Annotated in this window: 20 protein-coding genes and 2 pseudogenes; 13 read left to right on the top strand and 9 right to left on the bottom strand. The window is 58.0% G+C overall.

Annotated elements, in window-relative coordinates; genetic code table 11:
• The 6 genes and pseudogenes from CJF39_RS18270 to CJF39_RS18290 form a co-directional block, all read left to right on the top strand.
• The coding region (locus CJF39_RS18270; protein WP_141232203.1) for an RHS repeat-associated core domain-containing protein at positions 1-489 on the top strand (489 nt) is incomplete at its 5' end.
• A gap of 2 nt (positions 490-491) precedes the next feature.
• The gene (locus CJF39_RS18275; RefSeq protein ID WP_094994704.1) at positions 492-1118 is read left to right on the top strand and encodes a hypothetical protein; all 627 of its coding nucleotides are present in this window, start codon (positions 492-494) and stop codon (positions 1116-1118) included.
• 704 nt (positions 1119-1822) lie between these two features.
• Positions 1823-2587: pseudogene (locus CJF39_RS18280) on the top strand (RHS repeat-associated core domain-containing protein); the annotation flags it as partial.
• Positions 2588-2719: 132 nt separating this feature from the next.
• Positions 2720-2911, top strand: a pseudogene (locus CJF39_RS23765) (HNH/endonuclease VII fold putative polymorphic toxin); the annotation flags it as partial.
• 2 nt (positions 2912-2913) lie between these two features.
• The gene (locus tag CJF39_RS18285) at positions 2914-3300 is read left to right on the top strand and encodes an Imm50 family immunity protein (protein WP_094994706.1); all 387 of its coding nucleotides are present in this window, start codon (positions 2914-2916) and stop codon (positions 3298-3300) included.
• A 60-nt stretch (positions 3301-3360) separates the two neighbouring features.
• Complete coding sequence (locus CJF39_RS18290; RefSeq protein ID WP_349290212.1) at positions 3361-3753, top strand: RHS domain-containing protein; 393 nt, start codon at positions 3361-3363, stop codon at positions 3751-3753.
• 25 nt (positions 3754-3778) lie between these two features.
• Here CJF39_RS18290 and CJF39_RS18295 read toward each other — a convergent pair whose 3' ends face one another.
• Together CJF39_RS18295 and CJF39_RS18300 are read right to left on the bottom strand one after the other, a co-directional pair.
• Positions 3779-4273: a SprT family zinc-dependent metalloprotease gene (locus CJF39_RS18295; protein ID WP_094994707.1), complete on the bottom strand. Its 495-nt coding sequence runs from the start codon at positions 4271-4273 to the stop codon at positions 3779-3781.
• A 131-nt stretch (positions 4274-4404) separates the two neighbouring features.
• Complete coding sequence (locus tag CJF39_RS18300; protein WP_094994708.1) at positions 4405-5007, bottom strand: Yip1 family protein; 603 nt, start codon at positions 5005-5007, stop codon at positions 4405-4407.
• Positions 5008-5280: 273 nt separating this feature from the next.
• Between CJF39_RS18300 and ttcA the strand changes: the two genes are divergently transcribed.
• A complete protein-coding gene (gene ttcA / locus CJF39_RS18305; protein WP_094994709.1) occupies positions 5281-6105 on the top strand; it encodes a tRNA 2-thiocytidine(32) synthetase TtcA in 825 nt (274 codons plus the stop codon).
• A gap of 55 nt (positions 6106-6160) precedes the next feature.
• Positions 6161-6832 (top strand): DNA-3-methyladenine glycosylase I, encoded by a 672-nt coding sequence (locus CJF39_RS18310; RefSeq protein ID WP_094994710.1) that lies wholly within the window; start codon positions 6161-6163, stop codon positions 6830-6832.
• Positions 6833-6865: 33 nt separating this feature from the next.
• Here CJF39_RS18310 and CJF39_RS18315 read toward each other — a convergent pair whose 3' ends face one another.
• The 3 genes from CJF39_RS18315 to arsC are packed head-to-tail and all read right to left on the bottom strand — an operon-like array spanning position 6866 to position 8221.
• Positions 6866-7273 carry a DUF2069 domain-containing protein gene (locus tag CJF39_RS18315; protein ID WP_094994711.1) on the bottom strand — a complete coding sequence of 136 codons (408 nt, stop codon included), beginning with the start codon at positions 7271-7273 and terminating at the stop codon, positions 6866-6868.
• Positions 7266-7871, bottom strand: coding sequence for an NAD(P)H:quinone oxidoreductase (wrbA, locus tag CJF39_RS18320; protein ID WP_094994712.1), 606 nt, complete (start codon positions 7869-7871; stop codon positions 7266-7268). The genes CJF39_RS18315 and wrbA overlap by 8 nt, the downstream gene beginning before the upstream one ends.
• A complete protein-coding gene (gene arsC, locus CJF39_RS18325) occupies positions 7868-8221 on the bottom strand; it encodes an arsenate reductase (glutaredoxin) (protein ID WP_094994713.1) in 354 nt (117 codons plus the stop codon). Before arsC ends, wrbA begins: the two co-directional genes overlap by 4 nt.
• Positions 8222-8346: 125 nt before the next feature.
• Here arsC and CJF39_RS18330 point away from each other — a divergent pair, with 125 nt between their 5' ends.
• The gene (locus CJF39_RS18330; protein WP_094994714.1) at positions 8347-8811 is read left to right on the top strand and encodes a TlpA disulfide reductase family protein; all 465 of its coding nucleotides are present in this window, start codon (positions 8347-8349) and stop codon (positions 8809-8811) included.
• A 42-nt stretch (positions 8812-8853) separates the two neighbouring features.
• Here CJF39_RS18330 and CJF39_RS18335 read toward each other — a convergent pair whose 3' ends face one another.
• From CJF39_RS18335 to CJF39_RS18350, 4 genes are read right to left on the bottom strand one after another with little or no spacing between them, the layout of a single operon-like run.
• Positions 8854-9258, bottom strand: coding sequence for an META domain-containing protein (locus CJF39_RS18335; RefSeq protein WP_094994715.1), 405 nt, complete (start codon positions 9256-9258; stop codon positions 8854-8856).
• The gene (locus CJF39_RS18340) at positions 9255-9692 is read right to left on the bottom strand and encodes a hypothetical protein (protein WP_094994716.1); all 438 of its coding nucleotides are present in this window, start codon (positions 9690-9692) and stop codon (positions 9255-9257) included. Before CJF39_RS18340 ends, CJF39_RS18335 begins: the two co-directional genes overlap by 4 nt.
• A 60-nt stretch (positions 9693-9752) precedes the next feature.
• On the bottom strand, positions 9753-10742 hold the full coding sequence (locus CJF39_RS18345) for a 2-hydroxyacid dehydrogenase (protein WP_094994717.1): 990 nt from the start codon (positions 10740-10742) through the stop codon (positions 9753-9755).
• 31 nt (positions 10743-10773) lie between these two features.
• Positions 10774-13533, bottom strand: a complete 2760-nt coding sequence (locus CJF39_RS18350; protein WP_094994718.1) for a response regulator — start codon at positions 13531-13533, stop codon at positions 10774-10776.
• 214 nt (positions 13534-13747) lie between these two features.
• On the opposite strand from CJF39_RS18350, the gene CJF39_RS18355 reads away from it, so the two are divergent.
• The 4 genes from CJF39_RS18355 to rlmD all read left to right on the top strand — a co-directional run bounded on the left by CJF39_RS18355 (position 13748) and on the right by rlmD (position 18229).
• The gene (locus tag CJF39_RS18355; protein ID WP_094994719.1) at positions 13748-14476 is read left to right on the top strand and encodes a response regulator transcription factor; all 729 of its coding nucleotides are present in this window, start codon (positions 13748-13750) and stop codon (positions 14474-14476) included.
• A complete protein-coding gene (locus tag CJF39_RS18360) occupies positions 14466-15833 on the top strand; it encodes a sensor histidine kinase (RefSeq protein WP_094994720.1) in 1368 nt (455 codons plus the stop codon). The genes CJF39_RS18355 and CJF39_RS18360 overlap by 11 nt, the downstream gene beginning before the upstream one ends.
• Before the next feature lie 141 nt (positions 15834-15974).
• Entirely contained in the window at positions 15975-16877 is a 903-nt protein-coding gene (cysM, locus tag CJF39_RS18365; RefSeq protein ID WP_094994721.1) for a cysteine synthase CysM, read from the top strand.
• Complete coding sequence (gene rlmD / locus CJF39_RS18370) at positions 16877-18229, top strand: 23S rRNA (uracil(1939)-C(5))-methyltransferase RlmD (RefSeq protein WP_094994722.1); 1353 nt, start codon at positions 16877-16879, stop codon at positions 18227-18229. The genes cysM and rlmD overlap by 1 nt, the downstream gene beginning before the upstream one ends.
• The last annotated feature ends 63 nt before the right edge of the window (positions 18230-18292 follow it).

The following is an 18292-nucleotide window of genomic DNA, read 5'->3' on the forward strand; positions in this document are numbered from 1 at the left end:
GATCCACGGACCGGACGGTTTGTCAGCAAAGACCCGATCAGCTATGCGGGTGGGTTGAACCTGTATGCGTATGCGCCGAATCCGGTGGAATGGGTTGATGCGCTGGGGTTGGCCGGACATAAAATTAAATCAAATACTGCTGGGAGCGATGTCCTATCAAGAGGTGTTCACGTAAATGTCAATGGACCTGGATTACCCACCAAGGGCGGCCATATAAGTTTGAAACCCAATGATGCAAGTACTCATATTGTTTTGGTACCCGCCGATAAAGCTACAAGAGATATGTCTACCTCACAATGGGGTAAGGCCTGTAGCTGTGTGGAGAACTATCTTGAAACACCGGGCAATGTTGATCGACTCGCAAAGTCAGCTCAAGCTGGAGCTGATAGTCATCCGAGGTCTGATCGTGTAGGGGAACTCAAAGAGATAGGAAATATTCTTCGCCAACATCTTGCTGCCGGAACCAACCCTGTAAAAGGTAAACGATAAAAATGTTAGCTTTACCATTTCTTGAAATTCTGGATATTTTTTTTAGATCCCCGGCCACTATTCAGCCAAGTGTTTTTGGTCTCGAAAATTTCTCCTCCGCCGAGTTGGAGAGAAATAACTACGAACTGGTTGGCGAGCGATATGACCTGCACTTTTATGAGAAAAGCTATAGGGCCCCCTATCATCGCGGCGCACTAGACGTCGTACATAAACATTATTTTCATTCGGCAAACGATATTGGCAATGGCTTCTATTTAGGTCCTGGCTTGAGGCTAGTATCTGTGCTTAAGTGGTATAGCTCTACTTGCTCAAGTGACAAAACCAAGAAAAACGATATAAAATTGTATTTTTCTGATGATAAAGAAGAAGGGGCCGTAATAATAGGCGGCAGCATTGTAATTAGGTTTAATCAGTGGGATAAGCGCGGAGGATATCATGTAGGAACAATCGAAAGCGATTTTAGTGGGATGCATACTTTCAAAAATATAGCAACGGATTCGGTAAGGAAGACAATGAATCTTCATCTGCTTAGTAGCATATTATACTCGCCTTTTCCAAAAGACGAATCGGTCGCATTTATCCGCCTAGCTAGGTATTTATCCAGAACGGCTTACATCCACTCAGAATAGTACAAATGTCTGACCAAAAAAGTAAGAAAGCGTTATTCTGGATCGTGCATTGACAAAAAAAGTGGTCTTCACAAAGAAAGTAAGTGGATCAAAGCATGAAATGCACATGTGACAATATGAACGTATTTTAGAGTGCGAAGCGCAGCATGAAGGGAAGCGTCCCAAATTAAAAAAAACGACTATTGTCGGTGATTCATGAATTTTTCAATGTCTGCGAAAAAGAAGCTGCAGTTGGAACTGCAGAACATATAGCGAGAAATAAAAATATGCCAACTCTAGATAGGAGTCTAGAAAAACTAGATCTTAAATTTGATCTAGAGCGCTGGAATTATATATCAATCATTATGCCTGAATAATTTTCCGCCGACTATCCTGAAGTGGCAAAGCCTCATAAAAAAATAGAGCTTTAGAGTTTCGAATCTCTATACCATTTGAAAAGCTCTTACACTCCAATGAAAAGGATCAAATATCCTTGGTATTGAATGCCATTGAAAGGATGACCGAAATGATGAGCAAGTTCAAAATCCCTAACAGCGACATAGAGAAACTTAGAAATGCAGTTACTGAGACAAAAAGACATTTCCTTTCCTCATTCGACGAGTAGATAGCAACAAGAGGCACTTTATATTTGCAAGAACTGCACTGGCGCTCTTTAACAATTAACTTTGACGTACTGATACCCAGCGATGCATATCGATTGGTACAGCCGCCTGCACTGGGACCTGTTCGACCGTCTCGTGCGCTTTGAAGACAACCGACTGCGCGTCGACTACGCCTACGACCCGCTGGGAAGACGCCTCTACAAATACTCCAACGCCCACCACCCACACCGAAACGAAGCGGGCTCGCAGTGGAACCAAAACGAACAGGCCCGCAAACAGCGCGAACTGGGGTGCGGCTTCACCTTATTCGGCTGGGACGGCGACACCCTCGCCTGGGAAAGCAGCCCCGCACAGGCCGATGGCGCCAGTGGCAAAACCGTCCACTACCTCTACGAACCCGGCAGCTTCGTCCCCGTGGCCCAGGCCCTGCGCCACCAACCGATGCGCCTGCTGGCCCAGCCGAGTTACACCGGTGCCTACGACATCGACCAAGACCCGCTGTGGACCCACACCCCACAAGCGCTGCCGATAGACGTACTGGCGTGGTACCAGTGTGATCACCTCGGCACACCACAAGAACTGACCGACCACACCGGCCAAATCGCCTGGAGCGCGCAGTACAAAGCGTGGGGTGAAGTTAAAGAACAACGCTCGGAATGGGCACAACGCCAAGGGCTAAAGAATCCGATTCGTTTTCAGGGCCAGTACCACGATCACGAAACAGGGCTGCACTACAATCGGTATAGGTACTATGATCCACGGGCCGGACGGTTTGTCAGCAAAGACCCGATCAGTTATGCGGGTGGGTTGAATCTTTATGCGTATGCGCCGAATCCGGTGGAGTGGGTTGATGCGTTGGGGCTTTCAGGTCGCCGTGGCGCGTTTAAGCAAGCAAAGCGTGATGCGAGAGTTCCGGTGTCTCAGCAACCGGATAGTATTGTTAAAGTACCGATGACTACGCGGGGTGGCTGCCCTGTAATATGCGACGGTAAGCGTGTAGAAACAAGAGAATATATGTTTGCCCGAGAAGACGGGAGTAAGGTAGTGATTCAAGATCATAGTGCAGGCCATAATTTTGGTGAAGGTGGTATTGGCGATCAGAACTCTCATTTCAATGTGAGGCCACAAGAGAATACTCGAACCGGATCTGTGCCCGGCACAGCAGCACACTATCCATTTGGACGAGAGTAGTGATGATATTGATTAAAGATTATCTAGGTGGTAGTGAGTTTCTTAATAGCCTTTATGGCGAAAGCCTGAGTTTTGATGGCGTGGACTTACAGGAAGTTGGCTTTGGGTGGGATGGTCCAATTGCTAGATTGCGATTTAGCATGAAAAATTTTCCTTTAGCTCCGCCTAGGAAGTGGGAAGGGCTCAATGCAGTGCTAGTTGAGCTTTCGATTTTTCCTTTGAGTGAAGTGAGTCTGAATAAATTTGGACGGGGAAACAAATGCAATCTTGAGATAGAGTTTGTTGCGGAAGATGGATTTTTTAGAATTGATATAACAGGAGATTCAGAAGCGTCTTTTCGAGCCCTGACTGTAAATGTGGACAAAGTCTCTGCGTACTTGCGAGAGTAATTTATATATTGCTGAGTCCAGTAATCCTTTTCTTGGGGTTGCTGCTTCACCCACTACGGCTTGGACGGCGACACCCTCGCCTGGGAAAGCAGCCCTGCACAGGCTGACGGCGCCAGTGGCAAAACCGTCCACTACCTCTACGAACCCGACAGCTTCGTCCCCGTGGCCCAAGCTCTGCGCCACCAACCGATGCGCCTGCTGGCCCAGCCGAGTTACACCGGTGCCTACGACATCGACCAAGACCCGCTGTGGACCCACACCCCGCAAGCGCTGCCGATAGACGTACTGGCGTGGTACCAGTGCGACCACTTGGGCACGCCACAAGAACTGACCGACCACACCGGCCAAATCGCCTGGAGGGCGCAGTACAGCGCGTGGGGGGGAAGTCAAAGAACAACGCTCCAGCCCTGGTTAACTGCTTGGGTTATCCAATGTTCGGATATGCGTCGGTGAACCTCCCCCAAATTTTTATACCCGTTTATTCGATCCGGGTCTGGCCCGTGAAGACCAGTGTGTTGCGGCAGTTACGGCACAGGTACCGTCGGCCTTTGTTGACCAGCCCGTGGCGTTGGGCGGTAAAAGGGAAGTCGCTGTCCGGGCAGGGGCAACGATAGATATAACGGGTGACGCTACGGCGTTTGATGTCATACGTATGGCAGCGGTTGGGCGGCAATTCGTACACCCCGCGCATGATCAATTGCCACTCTTCGCCATGGGCCGCTATGCGGTCGCCAAACAGTTGATGGGCGATCAGGTGCGCGACCTCGTGGGCCACGGTTTGCTTGAGGAAATCGTCGCTGTTTTCGCGGTACAGCTGTGGATTGAAGCGCAGCAGGTTTTCATGCAGATGCGCCACGCCCGCCTTTTGGCCGCGCAGCTTGAAGCTGACCACGGGGCGCTTGAAAGGTCGTTTGAAAAACGCTTCGGCTTGTTTGAAACAGTCTTCAACGCGGGTATTGAGCAACTCGGGCATGCGGTTCGGTTCTCCAGAGCCCGCGATTATGCCGCAAGCCTGAAGCAGGCGAAGGGTCAAAGTGCCGAGCGGTTCGCCCGGCTGTACATCCTGTAGCCGCGGGCACAGGGCGCGGCTACAGGATGCGCTTGTCAGTTGGTGTAGACCGGGCCGACGCCCAACCCCCAAACGATCACGGTAAATGCCATGATCGCTACCAGCACCACCAGACCGACCGCCAGCACCGAACTCGAAAACAAAAAGCCTTCATCAGGGTCGATGTTCATGAAGGTGGGCAGGCCGACATACAGCAAATACACGGTGTAGCAAATCGCAGCCGTGCCCACGACCATACCCAGCCACATGTGCGGATACAGCGCCGCCAGCCCGCCGATAAACAACGGTGTGGCGGTGTACGTGGCGAAGGCGACACACCGCGCCAGGCTGGGTTGGGCATCGTAGGTGCGCGCCATCCAGTGAATGAATGCGCCCATTACGCCGACCCCCACCAGCATCGACAAGTAAGACATGACTGTCATCCACAGCGCGCTGTCAATCGTGAGCATCACCGGGGCCCGGTTGCCGATGACCCACCCGACCTGGGTGGTGCCGATAAACGCCGAGATGGCCGGGATCGCGGCCAGGATCAGGGTATGGGTGAGGTACATGTGGCTGATGCTTTCTTCGGCATCACTGCGGATTTGCCGCCACTCTTGATCGGGGTGGGTAAAGAGGCCCACAACGTGATGGATCATGGCTGTCGCTCCTGTAATGAAACGCATCGCCCCCAGTGGGACGCGTACCGGTCGCGCAGCCAGACACTATGAGTTTCAAGCAGGGCTTGCGGCCTTAAGTCGCAGTATAGGAAACCTTCCGGCTCATGAAGCCAGGGCCTTAGAGCATATTGTGCTGTCAGTCCGGCGCGTAATTGCGGTCACGTCTTATGGGCGGACAGAGGGGGTTCGTACGCGGGCGCTTTAAGGGTAAAATCGCCGCCTTTTTGTCTTAACTCGCGGAATTGAAGCGCTATGGGCACTCTTTCGGTCTCTCAAATTAAACTCCAGAAACGCCTGCGCCGATTGACCGGTGAGGCTGTCGCCGACTTCAACATGATTGAAGACGGTGACAAGGTGATGGTCTGTCTGTCGGGCGGCAAAGACAGCTACACCTTGCTCGACGTGCTGTTGCACTTGCAGAAAGTGGCGCCGATCAGCTTCGAAATCGTTGCCGTGAACATGGACCAGAAACAGCCGGGCTTCCCGGAAGATGTATTACCGGCCTACCTCAAGACGTTGGGCGTGGAATACCACATCGTTGAAAAAGACACGTACTCGGTGGTCAAGGAACTGATTCCGGAAGGCAAGACCACGTGTTCGCTGTGCTCGCGCTTGCGTCGCGGCACGCTCTATACGTTTGCCGATGAAATCGGTGCGACCAAGATGGCATTGGGGCATCACCGCGACGACATCGTCGAGACGTTCTTCCTCAATATGTTCTTCAACGGCACCCTCAAGGCGATGCCACCCAAGCTGCTGTCCGACGACGGCCGTAATGTGGTGATCCGTCCGCTGGCGTACTGCAACGAGAAAGACATCCAGGCGTACTCCGATTTGCAGCAGTTCCCGATCATCCCGTGCAACCTGTGCGGCTCGCAGGAAAACCTGCAACGTCAAGTGGTCAAGGACATGCTTCAGGAATGGGACCGCAAGACGCCGGGCCGCACCGAGAGCATCTTCCGCAGCTTGCAGAATGTGATCCCGTCCCAGTTGGCCGACCGCAGTCTGTTTGACTTCGCCAGCCTGAAAATCGACGAAACGGCCACGCCGCGCTTCGTCAATTTGCTGAACCTCTAGGCCTGAACAGGGCTCTGATCCCGAAGTGACACCCTATTTGCCAAGAGGAGAGGGCATGCGCGACTACAAATGGCTGCACGAATATTGTTTGAACCGCTTTGGTTCGGCAGCCGCGCTCGAAGCCCGGTTGCCGGTGCCGCGAACGGCCGCGCAATTGCGGGCGATTCCCGACGACCGTTATCTCTCGACCCTGGCCCTGCGGGTCTTTCGTGCCGGGCTCAAGCACAGCGTGGTCGACGCGAAGTGGCCCGTGTTCGAAGAGGTGTTTTTTGGTTTCGATCCGGAAAAAGTAGTGCTGATGGGTGCAGAACACCTGGAGCGACTGATGCAGGATGCGCGGATCATTCGCCATTTGGGCAAGCTTAAAAGCGTGCCGCGCAATGCACAGATGGTGCTCGACATCGCTCACGAACACGGCAGCTTTGGCGCATTCATCGCTCAATGGCCGGTGACTGACATTGTCGGGCTGTGGAAGTATCTGGCCAAACACGGGCATCAGTTGGGCGGTCTGTCGGCGCCTCGGTTTTTGCGCATGGTCGGTAAAGACACGTTCGTGCCCAGCGATGATGTCGTGGCTGCATTGAATGCGCAGAAGCTGGTGGACAAGGCGCCCACCAGCCTGCGGGATCTGGCGATTGTGCAAAATGCGTTCAACCAGTGGCACGCCGAGAGCGGGCGGCCGATGTGCCAGCTGTCACAGATGCTGGCACTGACCGTCAATCATTGACCTGAGCTCGCCGGTGCGGCGCAAGGTGGACGGCTATTCCCCTGCCAGCCGTCGATCCAGCTGATGGCGCCAGCGCACAAACAGCATCGCGCTGACAAACACCGCCACACTCCCGGCGATCTCCAGCAGGCCGAACACTTGCCGATTGGGATCGAACGCCGCCAGGGCGCCTTTGATCAGGTACAGGTTGATTACATAACACGTGAAGGAATGGCCGCGCGGATTGCCGATCAGCATGCCCGGCACCAGGAACATCAGCGGCACCAATTCGATCAGCAAAATCACCCATGGGCGTGCGCCGTGCAAGTCGGCGAACATCAGGTAATACACGCACAGCAAGCCGATAAAGCCAAAGAAACACACCAGGCTCAAGACGCGCATCAAGCGCACCCGAGGTTGTAGCCATTCGATGGACGGCAACACTTTGGGCTTTTTAGCCACGGGGGGTCTCCAGTTTCAACGCGATGCTGGCCAGACGCTGACCGAGGGCGCGGCAAAGGGCGATTTCGTGTTCATCCAGCCCGCGTTTGCCATCGGCGCCGGCGTGGTGACTTGGCCCGTAGGGCGTGCCGCCCGCAGTGGTCTGCAACAACGCTGACTCGCTATAAGGCAGGCCGGTGATCAACATGCCGTGGTGCATCAGCGGCAGCAGCATGGACAGCAGGGTGGTTTCTTGACCGCCATGCAGGCTGGCGGTGGAGGTGAACACGCCAGCGGGTTTGCCCACCAGTGCGCCGGTCAGCCACAAATTGCTGGTGCCATCGAGAAAGTACTTCAGGGGCGCGGCCATGTTGCCGAAACGGGTCGGGCTGCCCAGTGCCAATCCTGAACAGTGCTTGAGGTCATCGAGGCTGGCGTACATCGCGCCTTCTGCCGGAATCGTCGGGGCAACGGCTTCGCACTCGGTGGAAATGGCAGGCACCGTGCGCAAGCGCGCTTCCATGCCGCCCTGTTCAATTGCGCGTGCGATATGCCGGGCCATGTCATGGGTAGACCCGTTTCGGCTGTAATACAGAACCAGAATGTAAGGCGCGCTCATGGCAAGATCTCCAGTACGTTTTCAGGCGGTCGACCGATGATTGCGCGGTCGCCCGCCACCAGAATCGGGCGTTCGATCAATTTGGGGTGAGCGGCCATGGCGTCGATCAGCTGCGCGTCGCTGAGGCTGTTGTCGGCCAGGTTAAGGGTTTTGTATTCATCTTCGCCGGTGCGCAACAGCTGGCGGGCGCTGATCTTCAGCTTGGCCAGCAGGTCGGTCAATTCATCAGCGGTGGGTGGTGTTTCGAGGTAACGCACCACGGTTGGCGTCAGGCCGCGGGCTTCAAGGAGTTCGAGCGCACCGCGGGATTTCGAGCAGCGCGGGTTGTGATAAAGCGTCAGATCGGTCATGTGCGGGTCGCATCTTGGGTAAGGTGGCGGCTATTCTACCCGCCTGACGGCCGCGCCTGAACCTTGTGCGGTAATTGGCCGCCGTCCCCCGGTTATTTGTGTGTCTTATCGAGAAGGATCAACGCATGTTTAAGCGACTCATCGCGCTCGCTGCCATCACTGCCACGTTAATGCTGGCGGGTTGCGGCAATGATTACGGGGTGGACCAGCACGGCGAAAAAGTGGCGTCCGAGCGCCTCGACAAGCAGTGGAAGGTCATCAACTACTGGGCCGAATGGTGCGGGCCGTGCCGGGTCGAGATCCCGGAACTCAATGCGCTGGAAAAACAGCTGCAAGGGCAGTCCGTGGGGGTGTTCGGGGTGAACTTCGATGGTTTGCAAGGCAAGGAGCTGAGCGATGCAGCCACCGCGTTGGGGATTACCTTCACGGTGCTGGCTCAGGACCCGGCTGAGGTCTTTGACTTGCCGCGCAGTGAAGCGCTGCCGGTGACCTACATTCTCGATGAGAAGGGCAAAGTGCAGGCGCAGTTGATGGGTGAACAGACCGCCGCAGGGGTGATGGCCAAGATCAAGGAACTGCGCGGGCATTAAGCACGGTAGCCGCCTTGGGCTGCGGCTACCGATGAGGCGCGATCAGCTTTCTTCGGGCCACAGGCGTAACGGCTTGCCTTCGGCAGGCCAGAAGCGCACTTGCTCAATGGGCGAGATATCCCAGCGTTCCACGGTTTGCAGCGCTTCGAAGAAGCGGTGCTCCTGCTCCATCAGTGCTGGCGCGCATGCTTTGCGGGTGCTGCCGACGCCGCCGAAGGTCAGCCTGTGGCCGTCCAGCGTGTAGGGCGCGAACCAGTGGTTGCAACCGCCGCTGCCATAGGCGCGGCCCGCATCGTCCAGGGTCACGGTCAGGTGGCTGTTGTCGATCAGCGGGCGGTCGCCGATCCACTCCAGTACGTACGTGTGGTTCTGCTGCAATTTCACCGGGTCACCCGCGCAGCCCATCAGGCTGGCGCCCAGCAGGGCAATCAGGGTCAAACGCTTCATGCAGCTTCCTTTTGGCATGTTGGGCACAGGTGCTTGCTGCCTTCGGTGCGCCAGCCCAACTCGGCAATGCGCGCGCTGGCGGCCGGTTTTTGCGCCTTGACGCCCAGCTTCGCGTCAACGGCGAATTCAAACTTCAGTTCTTTGGCGCAGCCGTCGCAGTTGACCTGCCAGGTGTGAACCGCCAGTTCGCCAAACACCGGGCCTTGGGCGACGGCCACCCATTGGCCGCGAGGGTTGATCAAGTGACGAACTTTTTCGACGGTCAGGCGCATGGCCAGGTCTTTACTGCCCTTGAGGGTGACCAGCAGCACGTCATTGTTCTGAATCGAGCCACCGTTCCCGGTGACTTGATAGCGGCCGTGCATCAGGGCGCGGCATTCGATCAGGGTGTGCTGCGGGCTAAGCAGGTTGTAGCGGAAATCGTGTTCGACCATGGGTCCTCCAAATAGGCCGCTATGCTAGCACGCAGACTCCAAACCTCGAGGCGTGGGCGCTTAACCTTCGATCAGGTTGTGGGGCGATCCGGCTTTCCAGGCCGCGATGTTGTCCAGCGTGGTGCCGGCAATCGCGCTAAGGGCTTCGTGGGTCAGAAATGCCTGATGCGCCGTGATGATGACGTTGGGGAAGGTCAGCAGGCGTGCCAGCACATCGTCTTGCAATGGCAGGTCGGAACGGTCTTCAAAAAACAGCTGGGCTTCTTCTTCATACACGTCCAGCCCCAAGTACCCGAGTTGCCCGCTTTTCAGGGCTTCGATCAGGGACGGCGTATGCACCAGTGCACCGCGCCCGGTGTTGATCAGCATGGCGCCGTGTTGCAGGGTGGCGAGGCTCTCGCTGTTGATCATGTGCTTGTTTTCTGCGGTCAGCGGGCAATGCAGGCTGATGATGTGTGAGCCCGCGATCAATTCGGGCAGGCTTACGTATTCGGCGCCCAGGGCCAGTAGATCCGGGTTTGGGTAAGGGTCGAAACACAGCAGCTTACAACCGAAGCCGGCCATGATTTTGCCGAAGGTGGCGCCAATTTGCCCGGTGCCGACCACGCCCACCGTTTTACCCACCACATCAAAGCCGGTCAGGCCATGCAGGGTGAAGTCGCCCTCGCGGGTGCGGTTGTAGGCGCGGTGCAGGCGACGGTTGAGTGCCAGAATCAGCGCCACTGCATGCTCGGCCACGGCATGTGGCGAATACGCCGGTACGCGCACCACGCTTAGGCCCAGACGCTTGGCGGCAGGCAGGTCGACATGGTTGTAACCGGCCGAACGCAGGGCGATCAGGCGTGTTTTGCCGAGGGCCAGTTGCTCCAGCACCGGGGCGCTCAAATCGTCATTGATGAATGGGCAGACCACGTCGTAGTCATGGGCCAGGGCCACGGTATCGAGGTTCAGGCGCGCGGGCTGGAAGTGCAGCTCAAGGTCGTCGTGTTGCGCGGCAGCGGTGAAGCTGTCGCGGTCGTAGGTCTGGCTGCTGAACAGAAGGATGCGCATGGGAGTCTTCCTGGGTTAAGTGCAGAAGGTATCAAGCGGCGCTGCGGGCTTCAGTGGCGAGCCGGACAATCGCGTGATCCAGCTCGTCCAGTGCAGCGTACGCGTTGGAGCTCTGTTGCTTGAGCAGTGTTTCGGTACGCTGGCAGGCGGCGCGCAATTGCGGTACGCCGCAGTAGCGGGTGGCGCCATGCAAGCGGTGAACCCGTTCGATCAGGGCGCTGTTGTCGTTGGCTTGACGGGCCTGACGGATCGCTTCGCGGTCGGACTCCAGCGAGGCCAGCAGCATGGCCAGCATGTCAGCGGCCAAATCCGGCTTACCCGCCGCCAGACGCAGGCCTTCCTCGTGATCCAGCACCTGAAGGTGTGTGTCAGTGGTCGGCGGCTCTTGAGGGTGATCGCTGACCTGGTTGATCAGCGCTAGCCCGGTCCACTTCAACACCACTTGGCCCAGTTGGCGTTCGCTGATGGGTTTGGTCAGGTAGTCGTCCATACCGCTTTGCAGCAGGGCCCGTTTCTCGTTGGCCATGGCGTGGGCAGTGAGCGCCACAATGGGTAGCGAGGTGGACTGGCGCTCGCTTTCCCATTGGCGAATCAACTCAGTGGTTTCGCGGCCGTCCATGCCCGGCATTTGCACATCCATCAGCACCAAATCGAAGGCGTGGGCCTTGACCGCATCAATTGCCGCATAGCCGCTGTCCACAGCTGTGACATTGGCGCCCATGTCTTCGAGCAGGGTTTGCACCAGCAGCAGGTTGGCCGGGTTGTCGTCGACACACAGGATTCGCGGGGCGCGGCTGGCCAGTAACTCGCCACGCTCGCTGCGGGTGTGACGGGGCTGGACCAGCTCCGCCAGCGTGCGACGTAACTTGCGGGTACAGAAGGGTTTGGATTGCAACTGCTCATGGGAGTTGGGCACCGCTGCGGCAAATAACTGCTGTTCAGTGGTGGGGCACAGCACCAGCACCTTGCAGCCCATGCGGTCGAGGTCCCAGATGTGCTGATTCAGCCGTTCCGGCGGCAAATCCGAGGCGGTGACGCCAAACACCGCCAGATCGAAGGCCTGTTCGGTGTGATGGGCACTGGTCACACCGTTGCACAGGTTTTCGAGGGTATTGAAGGGCGTGACGTCCAGCCCGCAGTCTTCGAGCTGATGCTGCAAGGCCTGGCAGGCCAGGTCATGTTTTTCCAGCAATGCCACGCGACGGCCCAGCAGCGGCGCACTCGGCAGGTCTTCCACGTCGTCCCGGGCTTTGGGCAGCTTGACACTGATCCAGAACACCGACCCTTCGCCGGGCGTGCTCTCGACCCCGATTTCACCGCCCATCTGCTCCACCAGGCGCTTGGAAATGACCAGGCCCAGCCCCGTCCCGCCGGGCTGGCGCGACAGCGAGTTGTCTGCCTGGCTGAAGGCCTGAAACAGCGCCCGCACATCTTCACTGGTCAGGCCGATGCCAGTGTCCTGAACGCTGATGCGCAGTTGCACGCTGCCGTCGTCCTCATCCTCGTCTTCGAGCATGGCGCGCACGGCGATGGTGCCTTCGCGGGTGAACTTGATCGCGTTGTTGACCAGATTGGTGAGGATTTGTTTGAGCCGCAGCGGGTCGCCAATCAACGACAGGGGGGTGTCGCGGTACACCAGGCTGACCAGCTCCAGACCCTTCTCGTGGGCGGACGGGGCGAGGATGGTCAGCGTGTCTTGCAACAAATCACGCAGGTTGAACGGGGTGCTGTCGAGCACCAGCTTGCCGGCTTCGATTTTCGAGAAGTCGAGGATTTCGTTAATGATGCCCAGCAGGTTGTCGGCCGATTTTTCGATGGTGTGCAGGTAATCGAACTGGCGCGGGGTCAGCTCGCTTTTTTGCAGCAAATGGGTGAAGCCCAGAATGCCATTGAGCGGGGTGCGGATTTCGTGGCTCATGTTGGCCAGAAACTCGGACTTGATGCGGCTGGCTTCCAGTGCCTCTTTGCGCGCCAGGTCCAGCTCAAGGTTCTGGATTTCGATGGTCTCAAGGTTCTGGCGCACGTCTTCGGTGGCCTGATCGACGCTGTTTTGCAGTTCTTCCTGCGCGTTCTGCAGGGTTTCGGCCATGCGGTTGATGCCCGAAGCCAGTTCGTCCAGCTCATGACTGCCCAACGGTGGCAGGCGGGTTTCCAGTCGCCCGTCCTTGAGTTGCGCGACGGCCTGCTTGATCTGCCCCAACGGCGCATTGATCGTGCGGCTCATGCGCAAGGCCAGCAAGGCGGTGAACGCCAGCCCGCTGGCGATCAGCAGCAAACTGGCAAACAAGCTGCGATAGCCACGCAGCAACATGTTGCTGTGGGACAGTTCAAGCTCGACCCAGCCCAGCAGCCGATGGGCTTCGTTGGGAATCACGTCGCCCGCCAGGTTGCGATGACGACCAAAGACCGGGAGCAAATAGCGTGTGGCGTCGTTGTCGGTACGTTGCAGCAATTGTGTGCTGTTACCCAACGGCGCCTGATTGAGCATGATCGGGCCAGCGTGGGCGAGGGTTTTGTGATTAGCGTCGAGGAACGACACGGCCCGCACATCCTGTTGCTCCAGGGACTCGGTGGCGATGCGCGCCAGCAGGGCGGTGTCGTGGCGGCCGAGTGCGGGTGCGACCAGTGGAGCGAGCTGCTCGGCAATCATTTCGCCGCGCTGCAACAGTTGGGACTGCAACTCTGACTGTTGCACCCAGGTGAAGTAGCCGCCCAGCACCATCGCCATCAAGGTGACGGGCAGTAACGTGAGCAGCAATACGCGGCCTTTGATTCCCAGATTTTTAAGCACGCAATTCTCCAGCTCCACGTTTTTCTGATCTTGCCCGGCGCATCCGGCGCAGGTTTGCCTGGCAGTGTAGCGATTTGCCCCGTGCCCGACGTGCAGAAATTTACCCTGTGGAGCGTGGTGTTGATCGACATCAGTCGACAGTCAGCGTCGTGCCGGTTGCCCGCGTCGGTTCAATCTTGAATAATCAGCGATTGAGAATGACTTGCAGACGCTAATGACTCCCGCCCTGATTAATCCTTACCGCCTGTTGACCATCGAAGACGATCCCGTGTTGGGCCCTTACCTGCAGGAGCAGTTGCAGCGCGCCGGGTTTGACGTGGTCTGGTGTCAGAACGGCCAGGACGGTTTGAGCCTTGCGCAACAGCAGCCCTTTGACGTGGTGCTGATGGACATTTTGCTGCCCGGTATGAATGGCTTGCAGGTGCTTACGCAGTTGCGCCAGACCCATGCATTACCGGTCATTCTGATGTCGGCCCTGGGCGCCGAAGCAGACCGCATCAACGGGTTTCAGTTGGGCGCCGATGACTACCTGCCCAAACCGTTCAGCATGGCCGAACTGAAAGTGCGTATCGAAGCCATCTTGCGGCGGGTGGCGCTGGACCGCACGCCCCGTGCCAGTGCGGTGTCACTGCCGGTCGACCTTGAAACCGGGCTGGTCTTCGATGACGCTGCCAGCGACGTGCGCCATGGCGCGCAGTACGCAGGCCTGACCCGCAGCGAATTTCGCCTGCTCGACACCCTTAATCGCCATGCCGATGAAGTGCTGAGCAAAGCCTTTCTGTACCAGCATGTGCTGCAACGCGGCTACGCCCCCCACGATCGCAGCCTCGACATGCACATCAGCCAGATTCGCCGCAAGCTCAAGAGCGTCGGTTATCACGCCCGGGAAGTGCGCACGGTGTGGGGCAAAGGTTACGTGCTGAGTGCCAGCGATGCCTTATAAGGTCCCCGGCAAACACTCGGTGTTCTGGAAGCTGGCGTGTCTGCTGGTGGCTTTTTGCTTGCTGATGATCTGGCTGAGCTGGTCGTGGGGCCGCTACATGGACAAACGCACCGGATTTCTCTCCCAGGAAGCCCGCAGCACGCTGATGCGGTATGCCGGTGAGGCGCAAACCGCCTGGGAGCACGCTGGAGAGGCGGGTGTCGATCAATGGCTGCAAGCGATGGGGCACGTGGAAAGTGGCTGGATCGGCGTCATCGGGCAGGATTTGCAGTCGCTAAGCAGTTACCCGCTCAATGCGCTTGAAAACCAGCGCCTGACCTTTCTGCGCGGGGTGGACTGGCCCATCAGCCATTTGAAAAACGCCCGCCCGTGGATGAAAGTGCCGTTTGTGCGGGACTCGTCCACGGGTTTTTTAGTCATTGAGCTGCCGCAGCGTTTCATGCCGGGGCATTCGCAGCTCGTCTGGCGGATCATCATTAACGGTGTGATTCCGGGGCTGTTCACCTTATTGCTGTGTGCAGGCCTTTATCGCTTGCTGATCGTGCCGCTCAATCAACTGCGAGAGCAGGCTCACGCCTGGCGCGCCGACCAATTGGGTGCACGCCTGTCGAGCCAGACCACCAGCCGGCAGGATGAGTTGGGTGATTTGGGGCGTGCGTTCGATCAAATGTCGGAGCGATTACAAAACACCGTCAGCCAACAGCAGCAGTTGCTGCGTGACCTGTCCCACGAGCTGCGTACACCGTTGAGCCGTTTACGCGTGGCGTGCGACAGCGAGCAGGGCCAAGCCGCGTTGCGCGAGCGTTTGAGCCGCGAAGTCGATGGCATGCAGCGTTTGGTGGAAGACACCCTGCAACTGGCCTGGCTCGACGCTGAGCGCGGACCACTGCCGGTGGAAGCGATTCAGGTCCAGGCGCTGTGGGAAATGATCAGCGAAAACGCCTGCTTTGAAAGCGGCTGGCCTGAATCGCGCCTGCCATGTTTTGTGGGCGCCGAGTGCTGGGTACACGGGCATCTGAACAGCCTGGCGCAAGCTCTGGAAAACATCCTGCGCAATGCCATTCGGCATTCCCCGCCCGCAGGGCTAGTCAGCCTCAGTGGCCTGCGTGAAGGCGACCAGTGGCATTTGTGGATCGACGATCAGGGGGGCGGTGTGGCGCCGCAAGAGCTGGAGCGCATCTTTGCGCCGTTTATCCGGCTCGATGGTTCGCGACCCGGCGATGGCGGTTTTGGATTGGGCTTGAGCATTGCGCGCAATGCATTGCGACTGCAAGGCGGCAGCTTATGGGCAGAAAACACGGGGCAGGGTTTGCGGGTGCACCTGCGCTTGCCCTGCCACTTGCCGCACCGCCTGTAAATCGCTGTCCGACAGCGATGACACCGCATTCGTCATGTGGGCTTATAGCCTTTCGCCATAAGCTCCGTACTTTGCGTGATATGGCCAATTGGCGTTTGTCGGTATGATGTGCGCCCCCGCAGTCCGGATTGCGAATACGCCATGACTTTGCAGTACCCCACTATCGCCGACTGCGTCGGCAACACGCCGCTGGTGCGCTTGCAGCGCCTGGCCGGCGACACCACCAATACGTTATTGCTCAAGCTCGAAGGGAATAACCCGGCGGGCTCGGTCAAAGACCGCCCGGCGCTGTCGATGATTGCCCGCGCCGAAGCGCGCGGCCAGATCCAGCCCGGCGACACCCTGATTGAAGCCACGTCCGGCAATACCGGCATCGCACTGGCCATGGCCGCTGCGATCAAAGGCTACAAGATGATCCTGATCATGCCTGACAACTCCAGTGCCGAGCGTAAGGCGGCCATGACGGCCTATGGCGCGGAGCTGATTCTGGTGTCCCAGGAAGACGGCATGGAAGGTGCACGCGATCTGGCCGATAAGCTGCAGGCCGAAGGTCGTGGCAAGGTGCTCGATCAGTTTGCCAACGGCGATAACCCTGAAGCGCACTACACCAGCACCGGCCCGGAGATCTGGCATCAGACCCAAGGCACCGTCACCCACTTTGTCAGCTCGATGGGCACCACCGGCACCATCATGGGCGTGTCGCGCTATTTGAAAGAACAAAACCCCAACGTCCAGATCATTGGCCTGCAACCGATGGAAGGCGCAGCCATCCCCGGCATTCGCCGTTGGCCGACCGAGTACCTGCCGAAGATTTACCAGGCTGACCGGGTCGACCGGATTGTCGACATGGCTCAGCGCGAAGCCGAAGACGTGATGCGTCGTCTGGCCCGTGAAGAAGGCATCTTCTGTGGTGTCTCTTCTGGCGGTGCAGTGGCCGCGATGCTGCGGTTGTCCCGAGAGGTGGAAAACGCGGTGATCGTCGCGATCATTTGTGACCGTGGCGACCGTTACCTGTCGACCGGCATTTACGATGCGCCTAACTGATGGCTAAGCAAGAAAGAGGCCTGCGGTTTCAGCCGGCTGGCGGCACCAAGGCCCCGCAAGTGCCCACGGGCAAAAAGCAGCGTTTGCGCATTGAGCGTCTGGCCAACGATGGGCGCGGCATCGCGTTCATCGACGGGCGTACCTGGTTCGTGGCCGGGGCACTGGCCGGCGAAGAGGTTGAGGCGCGGGTGCTGGGCGCCCACGGTAAAATCGTTGAGGCCCGCACCGAACGCGTCTTCACAGCCAATGATGTGCGTCGCGTCGCCCCTTGCGCCCACGCCGGGCGCTGTGGTGGCTGCAGCGTGCAACATATGCCCCATGAGGAGCAGCTTGCACTGAAACAGCGCATGTTGGCCGAGCAGTTGTCGCGGGTGGCGGGAGTCGAACCTGACGAGTGGGCAGCGCCCTTGACCGGTCCCGAGTTTGGCTATCGCCGCCGCGCCCGCATAGCGGTGCGTTGGGATGCGCGTGCCAAACAGCTGGAGGTCGGTTTTCGTGCGGCGGGCAGTCAGGACATTGTGGCCATCGATCACTGTTTGGTTCTGGTACAGGCTTTGCAACCTATTATGGCCGGGCTGCCTGCCATGTTGCGCCAGTTGAGCAACCCTCGGGCGTTGGGCCATGTCGAGCTGTTCAGCGGTTCGGCCATTGCCGTGCTGTTGCGCCACATGGCACCGCTCACCGCATCCGACATGCTGGTGTTGCAGACGTTTTGCCTGACCCACGGTGCCCAATTGTGGTTGCATGGCGAAGGTGAGCCGCAACCTGTCGATTTGACCCAAACCTTGGGCTACCGTTTAGAACAATGGGATTTGCAACTGGCCTACCGTCCCGGCGACTTTGTACAGGTCAACGCGGGGGTCAACGAAGCCATGGTGGCTCAGGCGCTGGAGTGGCTGGCGCCTCAAACCGACGAGCGGGTTCTTGACTTGTTTTGCGGGCTGGGTAACTTCGCGTTGCCGTTGGCCAAACAGGTCCGCGACGTGGTGGCGGTTGAGGGGGTTGCGACTATGGTCGAACGCGCTGAGCAAAACGCGGTCAGTAACAACCTGCATAATGCAGCGTTTTTTCAGGCCGACCTGTCGCAGCCGCTGGCGCAAGCAGCGTGGGCCAACGACGGTTTTTCTGCTGTGCTGCTGGATCCGCCGCGTGACGGTGCCTATGAAGCGGTGCGCAAGCTGTCTGCCCTTGGGGCCAAACGCTTGGTGTATGTGTCGTGCAACCCGGCTACGCTGGCGCGTGACACGGTTGAACTGATGAAACAGGGTTATCGGTTAAAACGTGCCGGAATCCTCGATATGTTTCCGCAAACCGCGCATGTCGAGGCAATGGCGTTATTTGAAGCAGACTAGGACGGTCTGTCTATTTCTACGGGCCCGCAGTTCCACGCGACTTGGCCCAGTGGCGTGGAATCG

Source organism: Pseudomonas lundensis (assembly GCF_002269125.1).
GTDB classification, from domain to species: Bacteria; Pseudomonadota; Gammaproteobacteria; order Pseudomonadales; family Pseudomonadaceae; genus Aquipseudomonas; species Aquipseudomonas lundensis_A.